Genomic DNA, 15,780 nt, shown 5'->3' on the forward strand with positions numbered 1-15,780 from the left:
CCCCGGCAAGCGGGCCAGGATCCCCAGCCCCTCACAGGTAGGGCAAGAATGGCCGAAGATCTCATAAAGGCTTTGCCCCTGCCGTTTGCGGGTGAGCTCCACCAGCCCCAATTCCGACAGTTGGACCACCTGTGGGCGAGCTTTGTCGCTGGAGAGGGCCTTGTTAAAATGCTCCAAAACCAGCAACTGGTCGCGGCGGGAATCCATGTCGATGAAGTCCACCACAATCACACCGGCAATGTTGCGCAGCCTCAATTGGCGGGCAATCTCGGTAGCCGCCTCACAGTTTGTCCACAGCACTGTCTCCCGAGAAGTGGCCGATTGGGTGAAGGAGCCCGAGTTAACATCAATTACCGTCAGGGCCTCGGTGGGCTCGATGATGATGTAGCCACCAGAGGGCAGATCCACCCGTGGCCGCAGCGCCTGCCGAATAACCGCGTTGACCCGAAAATACTCCAGAATGGGGGTGGGCTCGCGGTGGGCATCGACAACGACACCAGGGGGCATTTGGCCCTTGTTCCAGCCCTGCAGATAGCTACGGACTCGCTTCGCTCCTGCCGCAGAGTCGGTCACAATACGGTTCACATCGTCGGAGTAAACATCCCGCAGCACCCGCTGAATAAAGTCGTCATCCCGGTTGAGTAGCCCCGGCCCCCGTGCTGTCTGATACTGCTGTTGAATATCTTCCCAGAGTTTCTTCAATTGCTCCAGGTCGTCGATCATCGCTTCTTCGGACACACCTTCCGCTTCGGTGCGCACCAACAGGCCCATCTGCGGGGGTTTAATCAAAATGGCCAGCGACTTCAAACGGTTGCGTTCTTCTCGATCCTCGATGCGGCGGGACAGATGAACGCCTTTTCCGTAGGGTCGCAACACCAAATACCGCCCTGGAAAGGCCAAATCTCCGGTAAGCCTTGGCCCTTTGTTGCCGGTAGGCTCTTTCATCACCTGTACCAGCACCTTTTGCTGCGGCAAGACCAGCTCAGAAATCGAGGCATGACTTCGCTTGAGGCGCAGCGGGCCCAGGTCGCTGACGTGGATAAACCCATTGCGCTCTGCAGGGCCGATGTTGACGAAAGCGGCATCGATGCTGGGCAGAACGTTCTCGATGATTCCGACGTAAACGTCTCCCACTTGGTGAGCGCCGCTGGCGACGATCAGCTCCTGCACTTGATCTTCGGCGAAGACGGCTGCCACTCGATGTTGCTCAGCAATGACAATCTGCCTGGGCATTAACTTCCCTCCCCGCCCCAAGGGCACGCGGTTACGGGCTGAACCCTCATTCTGGCGAGGTGTTGTCCTTTTGCTGGGATCTGCTCAAGTTTCTTTAACCAGGATCGAGTCGTCATGGGGCTGTCCATTACCCTCAGCTCTGCTTTGACGCTTGGCTTTGTTTCCTCTCCAATGGGTGAGGTGAGTTTAAGTGCATGTGAACTACCCAATGCTGGCTCTGGTGGGTACAGCGGGGGGCTTCTGCTGATTGGAAGGAAAACTCATCGGATGGGATGAATGGATTCGGTGAGGTTTGCATGGAGATTCATGGATGGGCTCAATCGATAGGCTCAGGGAGCAAGACGGCTCCGCCTCGGGAGATCGAACGCTGGCCCATTGCAGAACCCCAGTTGTGCGGCCCAGCCTGTTCGCGAAAGCGTCGCGTAGCGATAGTCCACAACAAGACAGGGTTTGCGCGCGGAAAGAAGCACCTTCTCAGGGTAAAATTTTCTGGTTAGATCTGGGCCAGGTCGAAGAGGCACACTTTTCTGTTGCACCTATCGACTCGACCCCATCACGCCTGTTACCTGCCCTGGGTACTGAGTTAAGAGTGTCTCCATTCCAGAATCCGGCCCAGCTTTTGCCTGCTGCTCACCCCGCCCTTGGTCAAGTTGATGCTTGGCGAGCCCCACAGCGGCAGGAGCCAGCAATAGCAGCATTATAGCGCTTGTGGGATCCCTCAGCCCAGACAGACCCTTAGCCCTTGGGTTGCTCCCAGAGGAAGTGCTCAATCTGGATCGGCTAGGGGGTTCTCCCACAACAGGCGCAGCCGCTTTGCCGTCTGTAGTGTCCAGTGGGGCAACCCCAATGACTCGGCCATTTGAACCAGATGGGTGGGCCGCAGGTAGGCACCGTCGTTGCGGCAACTGCCCCGGTAAAGGAGGCAAGCGCTGCCCTCGGGGGTCAGGCCCTGAAACTCTAGGTAGTACAGCAGGGCGCGGGCATTGAAGGGAGAGGACTTGCCAGACTTGGAGGTTTTTTCAATCCAGATTTCCTGCGCGTCTAGGATCTGGGTGACCCAGGCGGGCCAAGAGGACTCCATCCCGCTGACGCAAATGGCTTTGGGCAACTCGCAGCTCACCGTAAGCTGATATTCGGCGGCGTAAACGGCTGCGGTGGCAGAGGGATCCCGAAGGCCAATTTCTTGGACAGCTTGAATGGGGATCTCCGGGGGCAGTTGTTCGCTCAGAAGGGCGCGCAGTTTCTCAGGCGTCAGAGGACCTTCAGGCCGATCCAGCAGCTCCAGATCCAGGATTTCGCCATAGCCTTCCTGGCCGATGGGCAGAGCGTTGGCGTTGGCCAGGCGGGGCATGGGGTGGTAGCCGCCGCTGAAGGCCAGAGGTAACCCCGCTCGCCGACAGGCCCGTTCCCACAGGCGCATGAGATCCAGGTGGCCCAGCCAGCGCAGATCCCCGGTTTTGCCGTAGGTGATGCGGAAACGCTGGGCAGGTGGCTCCGGCTCCAGGGGATCCGGGGTGGGGGTGGGTTTGCTCTGCAGGGGCGGGACGGGCGGAGGGGGAATGACGATGTTGTGGCCGAAGCCGGGGCCGCAGATGCCGCAGGCGGAGCAGCCCTCGAAGGAGCAGTCTTCCACGGTGAGGGCTTCCAGGGCGCGGCGGTAGTCTTTTTGCAGCCATTTTTTGTCGATGCCGGTATCGATGTGATCCCAGGGCAAGGGATCCTCCAGGCCCAATTCCCGGATGGGGAGATGGGCGCAGAGGGCGACCGGATCGGCGGCAGGATCCACCTCTTCGCCGCAGTAGGCCCTCACCCAGGCAGCATAGGCGGTGTCGATGCTTTCCCACCAGGCATCCATGCCGGCACCGGCCCGCCAAGCCCGCTCGATCATCTGTCCCAGGGAGCGATCCCCTTTGCCGATGAAGTCTTCCAGGATGCTGAAGCGGATGTCGGTGAAGTGGGCCTTGACTCCCCGTAGCCGGCGCAGCTCCTTCTGCAGCAGGGTTTGCTTGCGCTGCACGTCGGCGTAGTCCACCCGGTGCCACTGGAAGGGGGTGTGGGGCTTGGGGGTGAAGTTGGAGAGGGTGAGGGTAAATTCCACCCGCTTGCGACCCAGGGCTGCACATTCTCGCTGCAGCATCTCGACGGTGCGGGCGATCCCCAGGACATCGGCGTCGGTCTCGCCGGGCAGGCCAATCATGAAATAGAGCTTGATTTTGTCCCAGCCCTCTTGGACGGCGGTGCGAATGCCGCGAATCAAGTCGGCATCGGTGAGGCCCTTGTTGATGATGTCCCGCAGCCGTTGCGTGCCAGCTTCGGGGGCAAAGGTGAGGCCGGAGCGGCGGGATCCCTTCATGATGGCGGCAATTTGCTCATCAAAGCGATCCACCCGCTGGCTGGGCAGGGAAAGGGCAATGTGTTCTCTGAGGAGACGGTTGTGCAGCTCCGCTCCCACCGCCGGCAGGGAAAGGTAGTCGGAGCAACTGAGAGAAGAGAGGGAAAATTCGTTGTAACCTGTTCTCCGCAAGCCCTGCACCACAGCCTCCACCACTGCTTCCGGATCCACATCCCGCGCTGGGCGGGTAAGCATTCCCGGCTGGCAAAATCGGCAGCCCCGTGTGCAGCCCCGCCGCACTTCCATCACCAGGCGGTCGTGGACGGTTTCCACCAAAGGCACCAGGCCGACGGAGTATTGGGGTTGAGGCAGGGCCACCCGACGGCGGACGCGCTCCGGCACCCCAGGCACGATGGGCCGCGGTGGGATCCCCTCGTAAAACTGGGGCACGTACACCCCCGGCACCTGGGCCAGCTCCAGCAAGACCTCTCGGCGGGGCTTGGACAGGGATCCGGCCAGCACTTGGCCAATTTCCGGCAGCACCTCTTCCCCATCTCCGAAGACGAAGAAATCGAAAAAGTCGGCAAAGGGCTCCGGGTTGGAGGTGGCGGTTGGCCCGCCGGCAAAGATCAGAGGGCACTCTTCCGGGGTAAAGGGCTGCCGCTCCCACCACTTGAGCGGGATCCCGGCTAGGTCCAGCATCTCCAGGATGTTGGTGCCCCCCAGCTCGTAAGCCAGGCTGAAGCCGATGATGTGAAAGGCGCGCAGAGGACGGCGGGATTCCACGGCAAACAGCGGGATCCCCAACTGCCGCAGGCGGGCCGCCAGATCCGGGCCTGGCAAGTAGGTGCGGTCACACAGTTGATCCGGCTGAGCGTTGAGGATGTTGTAGAGGATGAGGTGGCCCAGGTTGGAAGCTCCCACCTCGTACAACTCTGGATAGCTCAGCACCCAACGCACCCGCGCCGAATCCCAAGGACGGTGGACGGCGCCAAACTCTTTGCCTAAGTAGCGGGCTGGCCGCTGAATCTCAGGGGTAAGCAGGCGATCCAGATCGATGGGACTCAGATGCGGTTCAGTTGCAGCCAGAGAGAGCATGGGGATCCGCCGAGACGTTAATACAGCCACTGATCTGACTCTAGCCGAACTCTTCGAGCAGACCCAACCCAAGGGAAAGCGCTTTGCCTCGCGCTTTGCCTCTCTAAGTTTGCAGGTTACCGGTAGGCGAAACAACCATACTTGCAATGTCGTGAAGTCTGTTCAACCGGGAAAACTCTGCGGCGGACGCTGCAAGGCCAGCGCCAACTGTTCGTACTCTGCCAAACGGTTGTAGACCTGGGCCGAGATGCGTACCCAAAGCTGCCCGGCGAAGGGGATGATCGGAACCTCAATGCGGTACTTGTACCAGAGGTAATCGTGAAGCCGACGGGCGCGCTCCTCAAGAGGAAGCTCAGGGATCCACTGCTGCCAAAATGGCGGCAAGGGTAGGGTGGCCATAAAGCCCAACATCTTTTCGGGGGCGGGCGGGATCCCTTCAAGAGTCTCCAAAAGCAACTGCCGCGCCTGCAGCAGCAGAGTGTGGTTGTGCTGACGGATATTGTCTAGCCCCACCTCCTGGATAAACGCCAGGGCTGCTGAAACGGCCAACCAAGCGCTGGGATCCCGTGTGCCCACCCAGTCGAACTCGGCTGTGAACCCTTGCCCAAAGCCGTGGGAGATCACCGTAGGATGGGTTTGAGCCTGTCGGTGGGGGGCCACCCACAAAAAAGCACAGCCTTTCGGGGCAAACAGCCACTTGTGGGCATTGCCGGTGTACCAATCGGCCCCCAGCCTTTCCAACTCCAAGGGGAGAACCCCAGGGGCATGGGCGCCATCCACCAAAACTGGGATCCCGCGCTCCCGACAGAGGCCGATCAGCTCAGGCAGGGGGTAGATCAGAGCCGTAGGCGAGGTGAGGTGATCCAAGACCGCCAAACGGGTTTGGGGGGTGAGGATAGTCTCGAAGGCGGCGATAACCTGCTCCGGCCCTGCAATGGGAAAAGGGATCTGCGCCTCAACCGGGATGGCTCCCCACTGGGCATAGACATACTGTAGCGCCTGACGAACAGCCCCGTAGCCGTGGTTGGTGCAGGCGATCTGATCCCCTGGCCGGAACCGCAGCGAGCGCAAAACGGCATTCACCCCGCTGGTGGCATTTTCCACAAACACCAGATTTTCAGGTTCAGCGCCGACAAAATAGGCCAGCTCTGCTGCTGCCGCCCGTAAAGCTCGGGGAAGTTCCTCTCCCATAAACTGCACCGGCTGAGCCTCCAGGCGTTCCCGCCATGCACTCTGGGCCTGCAACACCTTTTTCGGGGTCGCGCCATAGGAGCCGTGATTCAAAAAAACGGCTTGCGGATCCAGTCCCCACAAGGAGCGTTCGCAAAGTGGCGCACAAGCACTGAGGGCAGCGCCAAAGTGGGGAGAATCGGATCCCAGGTTGGAGAAGAAAGGCATGGTTCACTCCCTCTGTCCCTGGACGATGCAGGAAAAAGATGGGGGAATTGCTGCGATCTGTGTGAGGGGTTTGCTCAGAAATCTGAAGATATCAACACCTATCAACACCGCTGATGTGGAGACCAATGGCATCTCAGTTGAATATCGAAACCTGAGGCCCCCCGGAGAAAGATTCTCTTGGGTTGATCTATTGGCCGTCACCCAATTCTGGGCCGAGATCCGAGATAGGGGCAATTTTGCTGAGCTTGATTTTAGGGTTGCTGGCAGCAAATTGCTGTAAAGTCCACTCGTTCTTAAACAGAAGAACGGGCCTGTCTTGAATGTCTTTAACAACTAGGGTGTTAAACAAGCTGGGGATGTTCTCCAGCGCCTTCCAGCCATTCTCGACCCAGCGAGCCAGGGTGTAGGGCAACATCTCCAGTCGGGTTTCGACGTTGTATTCACTTTCAAGGCGATACTGCAAAACCTCAAACTGCAACTGGCCCACCGCTGCCACAATCGGATCCCGTTTGGAATCGTCGATAGAGTACATGATTTGTACAGCCCCTTCTTCCCGCAGTTCCGCTACCCCTTTCTGGAACTGCTTAAACTTGGAAGGATTGGGATTCTTCAAGTAGGCAAACAGCTCAGGAGAAAAGCTGGGGATCCCGGCGTAGCGCAGCTTCGGGCCGGTGTAGATGGTATCCCCAATGGTGAAGATGCCGGGATTATTCAGGCCGATCACATCCCCAGGGTAAGCTTCATCGATGGAGATGCGCTCTTGAGCAAACAACTTCTGGGGATAAGATAGGCGAATGGGACGATTGAGGCGGGCATGGTTGACCACCATATCCTTCTCAAACTTGCCGGAACAGATGCGCACAAAAGCAACGCGATCCCGATGGCGGGGATCCATGTTGGCCTGCAGTTTAAAGACGAAGCCCGTAAACTCAGGATGTTCGGGCGGGATTAGCCCAGCAGTGCTCTCGTGAGGCATTGGCGGTAAGGAATACTCCAAAAATGCATTGAGGAAAAGCTCCACCCCAAAATTGGTCATGGCACTGCCGAAAAAGACCGGGGTTTGTTTGCCAGAATGCACCTGTTTTAGATCCAAGGTGGGCATGAGACCATCCAGCAGTTCCAGCTCTTCCTTGAATTGGTAATACAAGTCCTTGTCGATCAACTCCTCAATTTGCGGATCCCCAAGTTTAATGACAGTATCTTGAACTCTTAGCCGCCCCCCAGATACCCGCTCAAAGAAATGAAACTCCTGAGTTCGGCGGTCAAATAGCGCAGTAAATCGCTCGCCTGAGCCAATCGGCCAGTTGACAGGATAGGGCTTGAGGCCCAGTTCCGTCTCAATTTCATCCATCAGCTCCAAGGGATCCCGACTTGGGCGATCCATCTTGTTGATAAAGGTAAAAATCGGCAGCCCCCGCATCTGACACACTTCAAACAGCTTGCGGGTCTGGGTTTCCAACCCTTTGCCGGCATCTTCCAGCATCACGGCATTGTCAGCCGCTGCCAGGGTGCGATAGGTGTCTTCGCTGAAGTCCTGGTGGCCGGGAGTATCCAGCAGATTGAGACGAATGTTGCGGTAATCAAATTGCAGGACGGTAGAGGTGATGGAAATACCCCGCTGCTTTTCCAGTTCCATCCAGTCGGAAGTGGCCCGCTTTTGCGCCCGACGGGCCTTCACAGCTCCCGCTTCTTGAATGGCCCCCCCGTACAACAGCAGCTTTTCGGTGAGGGTGGTCTTCCCCGCATCGGGATGGGAAATAATGGCAAAGGTGCGCCGTTGCTCTACAGCTTTGGCCAAATCAAGTTCTTTCATCAACTGTTGCCGCTCCACTACAACCTGGTCGCCTTAAAGAAGATTCCGCCGCGATGTTGTCCCCTAAAGGATGGGAGAAATACGGAGAAGGAAAAAATAGAAAATCAGTGGGAAATACGCTTGAGAATAATGAGGTTGGGTTGCCGCCAAGTAGCGAGGGGGAGAGAGCACAGGCCGAAAAGCGCGAAAAGCCAACAGAACCATTTTGACCCTAGCACAGGAACAGGGATCCCTGTTGTCTGGCATACTGGCGGAGATCTTGAGGGGGAATTTCCCAGGCCAACCGGCCAGAACTCAAAGCAGATGCTGCTCGTTGTTGTTGCGCGACGCTGACGTGAAGAGCAGTTGCTCAATCGTGGCAATGGTGAAGTTTTGGCTGATCACCAGCCGCTCGACGCGAATGCGGTGGGCTTGCAGGAGGCAATCTTGCTGCAAGGGCTTGGGCAATTGTTCCCAATGATCCAGCAGGACTTCCAGCAAAATCTCGCCCGGTAGCCCGGTGGCGCTTTCCAGGGATCCCAGCTTTTCTACCCTCTCGGCAGACCATTTGAGGGTAAGCTTTTGCAGGCCCAGTTGTGCATCCAGAGCCTCGCGGGGATCCGACTGGGCACCCTGCCCATTGGGGGTGCCATTGCGGCGAACCCCATTGTCGGTGCAAGCAGTAGCAGGGGGCAAAAGCTCGGCTGGCTTTTCAGAGGGAAGACACAAACCGGTGCAGCCGCTGCAGCCCTTTTTCGAGGGTGGTGCGATCGGCAGCATAGGAAAGGCGAATGTAGGAATCTGCCCCAAAGGCTACCCCCGGCACAGCAGCCACGTGGTGTTCCTTGAGCAGCTGCCGGCAAAACTCCACCGAACTTAACCCGGTTTGGCCGATGTTGACAAACACATAAAATGCGCCCTCCGGCTCCGGGCAAGTCACCCCCGGCAAGGTGCGGATCCCGTCCAGCATCAGATCTCGCCGCTGCCAGAATTCTTGGCGCATTTTTTCCACAGCCGCTGCCGATAGGGGGCTGGTCAGGGCTTCCAGAGCACCGTACTGGGCGAAGGTGCAGACATTGGAGGTGCTGTGGCTTTGCAGGTTGATGGCCGCCTCAATGATGGGCTTGGGCCCGGCCAAGTAGCCCACCCGCCAGCCGGTCATGGCGTAGGCTTTGGCAAAGCCACTGCTGAGAATCAGGCGCGGCATCAAGTCAGGGCAAAGGGATCCCAGGCTGATGTGGCGGGCTTGTCCATAAACCAGCTTTTCGTAGATCTCGTCGCAGATCACGTACAGATGGGGGGCGGAGAGGATCACCTCTGCCAGAGCTGCCAGCTCGTGCTGGTGGTAAACGGCTCCGGTGGGGTTGGCCGGCGAGTTGAGAATCAGCAGCTTGCTACGGGGGGTGAGGGCCTGGCGCAGTTGGGCGGCGGTGAGCTTGAACCCCTGGGCCTCTTCCGTCTGCACCTGCACAACCTTTGCCCCTGCCAAAATGGCAATTTCGGGGTAGCTGACCCAGTAGGGAACAGGCAGGATCACTTCATCGCCGGGATCCAGCAGCACCATGGCCAGGTTAAACAGGGTTTGCTTGCCGCCGTTGCTGATCAGGATTTGGTCGTGGCTGAACTCCAGGCCGTTTTCCTGCCGCAGCTTATCGGCCACTGCTTGGCGAAGGGCGGGGATCCCAGCGGTGGGGCCGTAGCGGGTTTTGCCCTCTTCCAGAGCACGGATGGCCGCGGCCCGAATGTGGTCAGGCGTATCGAAATCCGGCTCGCCCGCGCTCAAGCTACACACATCCAGCCCCTCTGCCTGCATGGCTTTAGCCAGAGCCGAAATGGACAACGTGGGGGAAGGGGATAGATGGGCGACCCGTTGGGACAAGCCGGCAGCAGACACCATCGGTTGGGAAGCTCTTTGGTTTATTTTAAGGTTCTCAAGCAGGGCCAATCTAGATAGCTAGGCTACTGCGGTCAACAGGCGGGTACCATCCACCAACAGCAGTTTGTTGCCCTCTCGCTCTGCCAACAGATCCCAAAACTCGCCCGCCACAGCTCCGGGCAAGAACCCTTCCAAGCGCAATTGCAGAGGAGCAAATTGCTTGGTTCCCTGGGGCTTGCGCCGCACGGTCACCTCAACAAAGCCATCGTGGGGCTCGACAATGCCGCGGATGTTAAAGCCTTCCTCTGTGTCCTCAGGGGCAGGCAAAAACGGTTCTTCTTCCCACTCTGGGTCTTGCTCCTCTTCCGGCAGGGCCAGGATGCGGATGATGCTCAAGCCCAAAGCCCCCCCTGAACGCGGCTGCGGCTGCACGTAGTACCAGTAGGTATGGCCGCTCTTGATGCAGTGCTCGAAGGGGCCGAGAAGCTCGGCGCGTCCGGGGGTAGCCGGATATTCTGCTCCGTCAGAGGCAACCAAGGTTGCCTGCGCATAAGTCTTGGGGATCGATTTCAGGGATCCCTTAATCAGGCCCAAAGCGCGGAACTGGTAGGGGTGGGCGGGAGGAGGCAATGGGTTCATGGCGGCCAGATCTTGGAAAGCCAGGGAAGTAGAGTCCATCATCTTATCCTATGGCGATCCTCAGATTGGAATATCCAGGGCTTTCCTCAGCATCGCCTCCAGCTCATCGCCCTGCCGACTTGCGCACCGCGATCAAGCTGCTGGTGGTGCCCAGAAAAACCCCCATCCCCAACAACATCGACGGCAAGAGCCAAAACTCCAGTTGGCTGCGATCTGCCTGCATCACCTTGAGGAAGGGCAAGGCAATCAACTGCTCCAGCAGCTCCTGCAGCAACTGCTGGGATCCCAAGATCAATCCCCAAGCTCCCACTGCGCTGATCACCCCAAACAGGCACCCTTGCAAAATAAAGGGCAAGTAAATCCAGGCTGCCGTCGCCCCCACCAATTGCATCACCTCGATCTCCCGCCGCCGCGCCATGACGATCAGGCGAATGGTGGTGGTGATGACCGCCACCGCTGTCAGGGCCAACACGCCGGTAATGGTCAGGGATCCCAGCCGTAGCATGTCCTGGAGCTGGGCCAGTTGCTCCACAATGCGGTCGCCGTAGTAGACCTCATCCACCCCTTCCAGTTGGCGAATCTGCTCCGCCACTTCCCCCAAGGCTTCGGTGGAATCCGCCTTAACCCGCAGAGCATCCACCAAGGGGTTCTCCCCCAACTGGGTTTCCATGGCCGCCTCGTCTTGGATCCCCATTTCCAGCAAAAGGTTGCGCCAAGCCTGGTCTTTGGTGATGACCTTCACCTCGGCCACATGAGGCAGTTGGGCGACCTGAGGTTGCAGCTCCACCCCCTGCCGTTCCGGCTCCAGGTAGACGGAGATCTCCAGTTGTCCTCCCAGCGACTGCACCGTGGCATCCACGCCCCAGGACAGCTCAACGCCGATCCCCACCAAGAACAGCAACACCAGCAGGGTGCTCACAGCGGCCCAGTTCAGCCAGCCCCCCCGCCGCAACCCCAAAAAAGTCTCCTGTAGGAGATAGCGGATTTTATTGAGAAATCGGGAGAGAGATTGCATGCTGTTCTCCATCCAACAATCAATGGGCTCAGACCCTTGCCCCCTGGAGCTCAACAGAGCCTGTGGAGAGCAAAATAGGGATCCCGGCAGCCCTCAGCGCAGATCATACAGGCGCCCTCCCTCCATGCGCACCACCCGGTGGCCGGCCCGCTCCACCAGATAGGGGTCATGGCTGGTCATGATGACGGTCACCCCAAAGGAATTGAGCCGCTCCAAAATCTGGAGAACCAAGAGCGAGTTTTCCGGATCCAGATTCCCCGTCGGCTCGTCCGCCAGCAGCAACACCGGCATGTTGACAATGGCCCGGGCCAGGCTAAGGCGCTGCTGTTCCCCCCCCGAAAGCTCATGGGGAAAGTGATCTCGCTTTTCGGTCAGCCCCACCATCTTTAGGGTCGGCCCGATGCGACGGCGGATTTCTGCGGGGGACAGCCCTTGGGCGCGCAGCACGAAGGCCACATTTTCTGCCAGGGTGCGGTTGGCCAGAAGGCGATAATCTTGGAAAACCACCCCCAAGCGCCGCCGCAACATGGCCAGCGGACGCGGTGGGATGCGGTAGGGTCGCCGCCGCCCTTCAGAAGAAAAGAGACAGACTTGATCGACGATGACCGTGCCCTCGGTGGCCTGTTCCGCCCCGTAGAGTAGCCGCAGCAGGGTGGACTTGCCCGCCCCGGAGACCCCAGTTACGAACACAAACTCGCCGCGGCGCACCTCCAAGTTCACATCCTGAAAAATTAAGTTGCCGTTGGGAAAGACCTTGCTCACGCCCCGCAAGGACACCATGCTGGCCGGGGCTTGCAGGGATCCGGATTGGGTGCTGCTGTAAAAGCCCAGGGTGGCCTCTGGATGGGCTGGGGCAGGGGGATGAGGGGTCGGAGCCGTACCCGCCCAACGGTGTAAGCGAGGAGGATAGCCGATGTGCTGACCGATCACCATAGTAAGCGCCTAGACAGAGGAGGGAGAGAGCGCCGGCAGACTAGGGGCGCAAACGAGAAGAGGGATCCCACAGCACTCGCCAGACAAAGCTGGGCAGAGCTAACATGCGTCGCCAGCGCCAGGGTTCCTGATAGAGACGATACAACCATTCCAGGTGATGGTCACGCCACCAACGGGGCGCTCGCCGTTTTTGGCCGGCCCAAATGTCCAAGCTGCCCCCCACCCCCATCCAGATGGCTTGGGGCAAAAGGGGACGCCACTTTTGGATCCACAGCTCCTGCCGCGGGGATCCCAGCCCCACCCACACCAGTTGCGGTCGAAATTCCTGGAGAGCTTGCAGAAGCTCTTTTTCTTCCTCGCTAGAGAAGTAGCCGTGGTAGCCCCAGAGGGCCAAAGCAGGACACTGGGCTTGCCAATATCGAATTGCTGCCCGGTTGACTTCCGGCCTTCCCCCCACCAGGGCCAAGCGCCACCCCCGTTCTGCCGCCAACGGGATCAGGGCCTCTGCCAGCTCGATCCCCGGCACCCGCTGGACGCGGATCCCCTGCCGCCGCAGGGCCCACACCACCCCAATGCCATCGGGGATCACCAGCTCCGCCGCTTGCAGCACCTGGGCAAAGGCCAGATCCCGCTGCGCCTGCATGATCATTTCCGGGTTGCAGGTGACCACCTGAGCGCCCTGACCCTCCCGAATATGCGCCTCAATCCAGGTGGCGTAGCTCTGTAGGCTGGCCTCCGGCAGAGCAAGGTGCAGGTTCACGCCCAGAATCGCATGGATGGATAACGACACTACCGACCGAATGCTGGCCCCCACTGGAGCCGTTGGACACGCTTTTAAGATAGCCCGGACCTTCTCCCAGAGGGAGAGGGGAGTTCGAGGAGGCATTTCATGGCTATTTGACCACGGAAATCTCTTCCCTCAGGCATCCGCGGCGGCATCCACGGCGTATCTCCATCAGACCAGGCCAGAGGGAATTGCCCGACCCAGAGCAAGTCCCTGAAGGTTGGTTGCCATCTTTCGAGACAGGAGACTTGAGATGAAGACTGCAAAGACTCCCTTCGCTCTGCCTCAATTGGCCGCCGAATGGGATCCCAGCCCTGCAACTTCCCGCCGCAGCTTGTTGTTGGCTGGTTTGCTGGCGGGCGTAGGTGGAGCAATTGGGTTGCGCACCCTGCCCGGTGCCGCCCAGTCCAACACTGCCGACATCGCCATCCTCAACGCGGCCATTGACTTGGAACAGCAGGCAATCTGGGCCTACAAAACCGCTGCCGGCAAGTTGAGCAATACTGAGGTGGGCAAGATCGTGTTGGAAGTGGCCACCAAGAACCTGAAGGATCACGAGCAGCATCGGGATCTGCTGGCGGGTGCCGTGAGGCAACTGGGGGGGATCCCCTCTCGGGCGCGGGATAGCTACGACCTTTCCACCTACATCGACAACAAAGAAGGCAATCTCGATTCCGATGCCAACATCGCCAAGCTGGCCCTGGCTCTGGAGTTCGATGCGGCCCTAGCCTACAACGATGCCTTTGTCCAGCTTTCCAACAAAGACCTGGTGGCTGCTGCCAGCACCATTGGCCCCAACGAAGTTGCCCATGCCACCGCAATCCGGGCCGTGTTCCACAGCCTTGACCCCAGCATTCTGGTGGTGCCTGCCCCCTTTGTCAGCGCCGAGACTCGGGAGCGCTGGATCCTGAAGGTGTAAAGCCCCTGCCGGCGATGACTTCCAGCTAAAGCCGCCAACCCCCGGCGACAGCAAGGTGTAGAACCCCCACCGGCGCTGATCTCCAAAGCCTTCCAACGTCCTCTGTAGGATCTTGGGGTTTGGAGATCTTTGGAGGTTCTTTGGAGGTCAAGGTGTTCCACACCGCTGTCGCAATCGCCTTCTTCTGAACGCCTCAGCTTTTTTTCGCTTCCTAACCTGTGTGGAGAAAGCCCTATGCCGATGACGCGGCGGTTGCTGTTGCTCAGTGGACTGGGATCCCTGCTCAATGTGGGGGCCATCTTGGCCGTGGATCGGTGGCGACAAGCCAGCTCCGTTGCGGAGCGGGATCCTGTCGAAGCAAAGGCGGCAGCAGAGGTAATCATTCGGGGGTTTCAATACCTGCCCTCGGAGGTTACCCTCAAGCGGGGGGGCAAGGTGACCTTCACCAACCTGGATTCCACCCCCCACACGGCTACTCCTGTGGAGGGAGCGCAGTTTCAAGGGACGGGACGGCTAAGTCGCAACGAGAGCAAAGCGGTGGTGTTCGAAGTAGCTGGGATCCAGGAATATTTCTGCGATATCCACCCCAGCATGGTGGGCCGCATTGTCGTCGTCGATTAGGTGAAGGCCATGCAAATGGAACCCCTGGGATCCCCTCTTCCCTTCTGGAACATTTGTCGGCGGGTGTACCTGGTTTGGGCCGTCCTTTTGGGGATTGGGTTTGCTGCCACCCAGTTTCACCAAGAGGCCAACATCAACTGGCTGTGGCTGGTGATTTCCCTGATTGGGTTGGGCTACATGGTGCGGCAGACTAGCTTGCCGGAGTTTAGAACAGCCGGACTGGCCCACCTCTACTTTGTGGGTTTGGTGTGGACGTTGGTGATCGCCCAGGGCATGATCCTCTCGGTGCTGCCCTTTGTCGGGCGTACCCCTTTGGCAGCTTTGAGCCCATACCTGGGGGTGTTTTGGCTGTGGCAAATGGGGCTGGGTCACTGGCTCAACGGCTTGGTGGATCCGCCGCGTCTCCCCTACTGGATCACCGGTGGGATCCAGATCCTGGCCGGAGTTGCCTGCCTGCTGTGGGGGCTGGAGTGGCAGTTTGCGGTGGCAGGGGGAATCGGGGCTTTGGCCATGCTTCTTTTGATCCGGTTGCACTGACCCGTTCACTGATCTGACTTTGGGGTCTTATCCAGGCGCACTCGCCAAACTCCACCTCCCACGGCCACCTCATCTCCTGAGCGCAGCTTGCGTCCCCGCCGGGTTTCCACCTCACCATTCACCCGCACTTGCCCCGCTTGGATGAGCTGCTTGGCCTGCCCACCGGTGGGAGCAACCCCCGCCAGCTTGAGGAACTGATCCAGCTTGATCACAGGATCCGTCGCCGGCTGGGGATCCCTTTGAGGAGTCTCCGCCATCACTTCACCCAAAAGGTTTTGACATTTACAAATTCCAGGATCCCTTCCCGACTCAGTTCCCGTCCATACCCTGAGCGTTTGATGCCGCCGAAGGGAAGGCGCGGGTCGGACTTGACCATGCCATTGATGAACACGGATCCCGCCTCCAGCTCCTCCAGCAGGCGCTCTTGTTCCTCTGGATCGGTTGTCCAGGCGCTGGCACCCAGGCCAAAGGGCGTGTTGTTGGCCAGCTCAATGGCTGCCGACACATCCGGGACGGTGAACAGCAGCGCCACCGGCCCGAACATCTCCTGGTGGGCCACCGGATGATCGGGGGGGATGTCGCTCAGGATCGTGGGCGGGTAAA

General features: G+C 59.3%; 15 protein-coding genes. 3 read left to right on the forward strand and 12 right to left on the reverse strand.

Going from position 1 to position 15,780, the window contains the following annotated elements; genetic code table 11:
* The 10 genes from NW856_RS07045 to NW856_RS07090 form a co-directional block, all read right to left on the reverse strand.
* The coding region (locus tag NW856_RS07045; RefSeq protein ID WP_414399635.1) for an Rne/Rng family ribonuclease at positions 1–1,233 on the reverse strand (1,233 nt) is incomplete at its 3' end.
* A 766-nt stretch (positions 1,234–1,999) separates the two neighbouring features.
* Positions 2,000–4,663 carry a TIGR03960 family B12-binding radical SAM protein gene (locus NW856_RS07050; protein WP_414399636.1) on the reverse strand — a complete coding sequence of 888 codons (2,664 nt, stop codon included), beginning with the start codon at positions 4,661–4,663 and terminating at the stop codon, positions 2,000–2,002.
* Between the two features lie 162 nt (positions 4,664–4,825).
* A complete protein-coding gene (locus NW856_RS07055; protein ID WP_414399637.1) occupies positions 4,826–6,061 on the reverse strand; it encodes an aminotransferase class V-fold PLP-dependent enzyme in 1,236 nt (411 codons plus the stop codon).
* Between the two features lie 187 nt (positions 6,062–6,248).
* On the reverse strand, positions 6,249–7,874 hold the full coding sequence (locus NW856_RS07060; RefSeq protein ID WP_011433470.1) for a peptide chain release factor 3: 1,626 nt from the start codon (positions 7,872–7,874) through the stop codon (positions 6,249–6,251).
* Positions 7,875–8,168: 294 nt separating this feature from the next.
* The gene (locus NW856_RS07065; RefSeq protein ID WP_414399638.1) at positions 8,169–8,582 is read right to left on the reverse strand and encodes a hypothetical protein; all 414 of its coding nucleotides are present in this window, start codon (positions 8,580–8,582) and stop codon (positions 8,169–8,171) included.
* Positions 8,566–9,750 carry a pyridoxal phosphate-dependent aminotransferase gene (locus tag NW856_RS07070; RefSeq protein WP_414399639.1) on the reverse strand — a complete coding sequence of 395 codons (1,185 nt, stop codon included), beginning with the start codon at positions 9,748–9,750 and terminating at the stop codon, positions 8,566–8,568. The genes NW856_RS07065 and NW856_RS07070 overlap by 17 nt, the downstream gene beginning before the upstream one ends.
* A gap of 57 nt (positions 9,751–9,807) precedes the next feature.
* A complete protein-coding gene (locus NW856_RS07075) occupies positions 9,808–10,410 on the reverse strand; it encodes a hypothetical protein (protein ID WP_238376736.1) in 603 nt (200 codons plus the stop codon).
* Between the two features lie 61 nt (positions 10,411–10,471).
* The gene (locus tag NW856_RS07080; RefSeq protein WP_414356127.1) at positions 10,472–11,383 is read right to left on the reverse strand and encodes a cell division protein FtsX; all 912 of its coding nucleotides are present in this window, start codon (positions 11,381–11,383) and stop codon (positions 10,472–10,474) included.
* A 93-nt stretch (positions 11,384–11,476) separates the two neighbouring features.
* Complete coding sequence (locus NW856_RS07085) at positions 11,477–12,316, reverse strand: cell division ATP-binding protein FtsE (RefSeq protein ID WP_238376738.1); 840 nt, start codon at positions 12,314–12,316, stop codon at positions 11,477–11,479.
* A gap of 40 nt (positions 12,317–12,356) precedes the next feature.
* Entirely contained in the window at positions 12,357–13,106 is a 750-nt protein-coding gene (locus NW856_RS07090; RefSeq protein ID WP_414399640.1) for a WecB/TagA/CpsF family glycosyltransferase, read from the reverse strand.
* 247 nt (positions 13,107–13,353) lie between these two features.
* Between NW856_RS07090 and NW856_RS07095 the strand changes: the two genes are divergently transcribed.
* From NW856_RS07095 to NW856_RS07105, 3 genes are all read left to right on the forward strand, one after another.
* On the forward strand, positions 13,354–14,019 hold the full coding sequence (locus tag NW856_RS07095; protein WP_011433484.1) for a DUF4439 domain-containing protein: 666 nt from the start codon (positions 13,354–13,356) through the stop codon (positions 14,017–14,019).
* A 234-nt stretch (positions 14,020–14,253) separates the two neighbouring features.
* Positions 14,254–14,640: a cupredoxin domain-containing protein gene (locus NW856_RS07100; RefSeq protein WP_414399641.1), complete on the forward strand. Its 387-nt coding sequence runs from the start codon at positions 14,254–14,256 to the stop codon at positions 14,638–14,640.
* Between the two features lie 9 nt (positions 14,641–14,649).
* A complete protein-coding gene (locus tag NW856_RS07105) occupies positions 14,650–15,177 on the forward strand; it encodes a hypothetical protein (protein ID WP_414399642.1) in 528 nt (175 codons plus the stop codon).
* Between the two features lie 5 nt (positions 15,178–15,182).
* Here NW856_RS07105 and NW856_RS07110 read toward each other — a convergent pair whose 3' ends face one another.
* The gene (locus NW856_RS07110; RefSeq protein WP_049749586.1) at positions 15,183–15,434 is read right to left on the reverse strand and encodes an RNA-binding S4 domain-containing protein; all 252 of its coding nucleotides are present in this window, start codon (positions 15,432–15,434) and stop codon (positions 15,183–15,185) included.
* The coding region (locus tag NW856_RS07115) for an aldehyde dehydrogenase family protein (protein ID WP_414399643.1) at positions 15,434–15,780 on the reverse strand (347 nt) is incomplete at its 5' end. The genes NW856_RS07115 and NW856_RS07110, both read right to left, overlap by 1 nt.

This window comes from Synechococcus sp. R3-13 (assembly GCF_047462195.1).
In the GTDB taxonomy this organism is placed as follows: Bacteria; Cyanobacteriota; Cyanobacteriia; order Thermostichales; family Thermostichaceae; genus Thermostichus.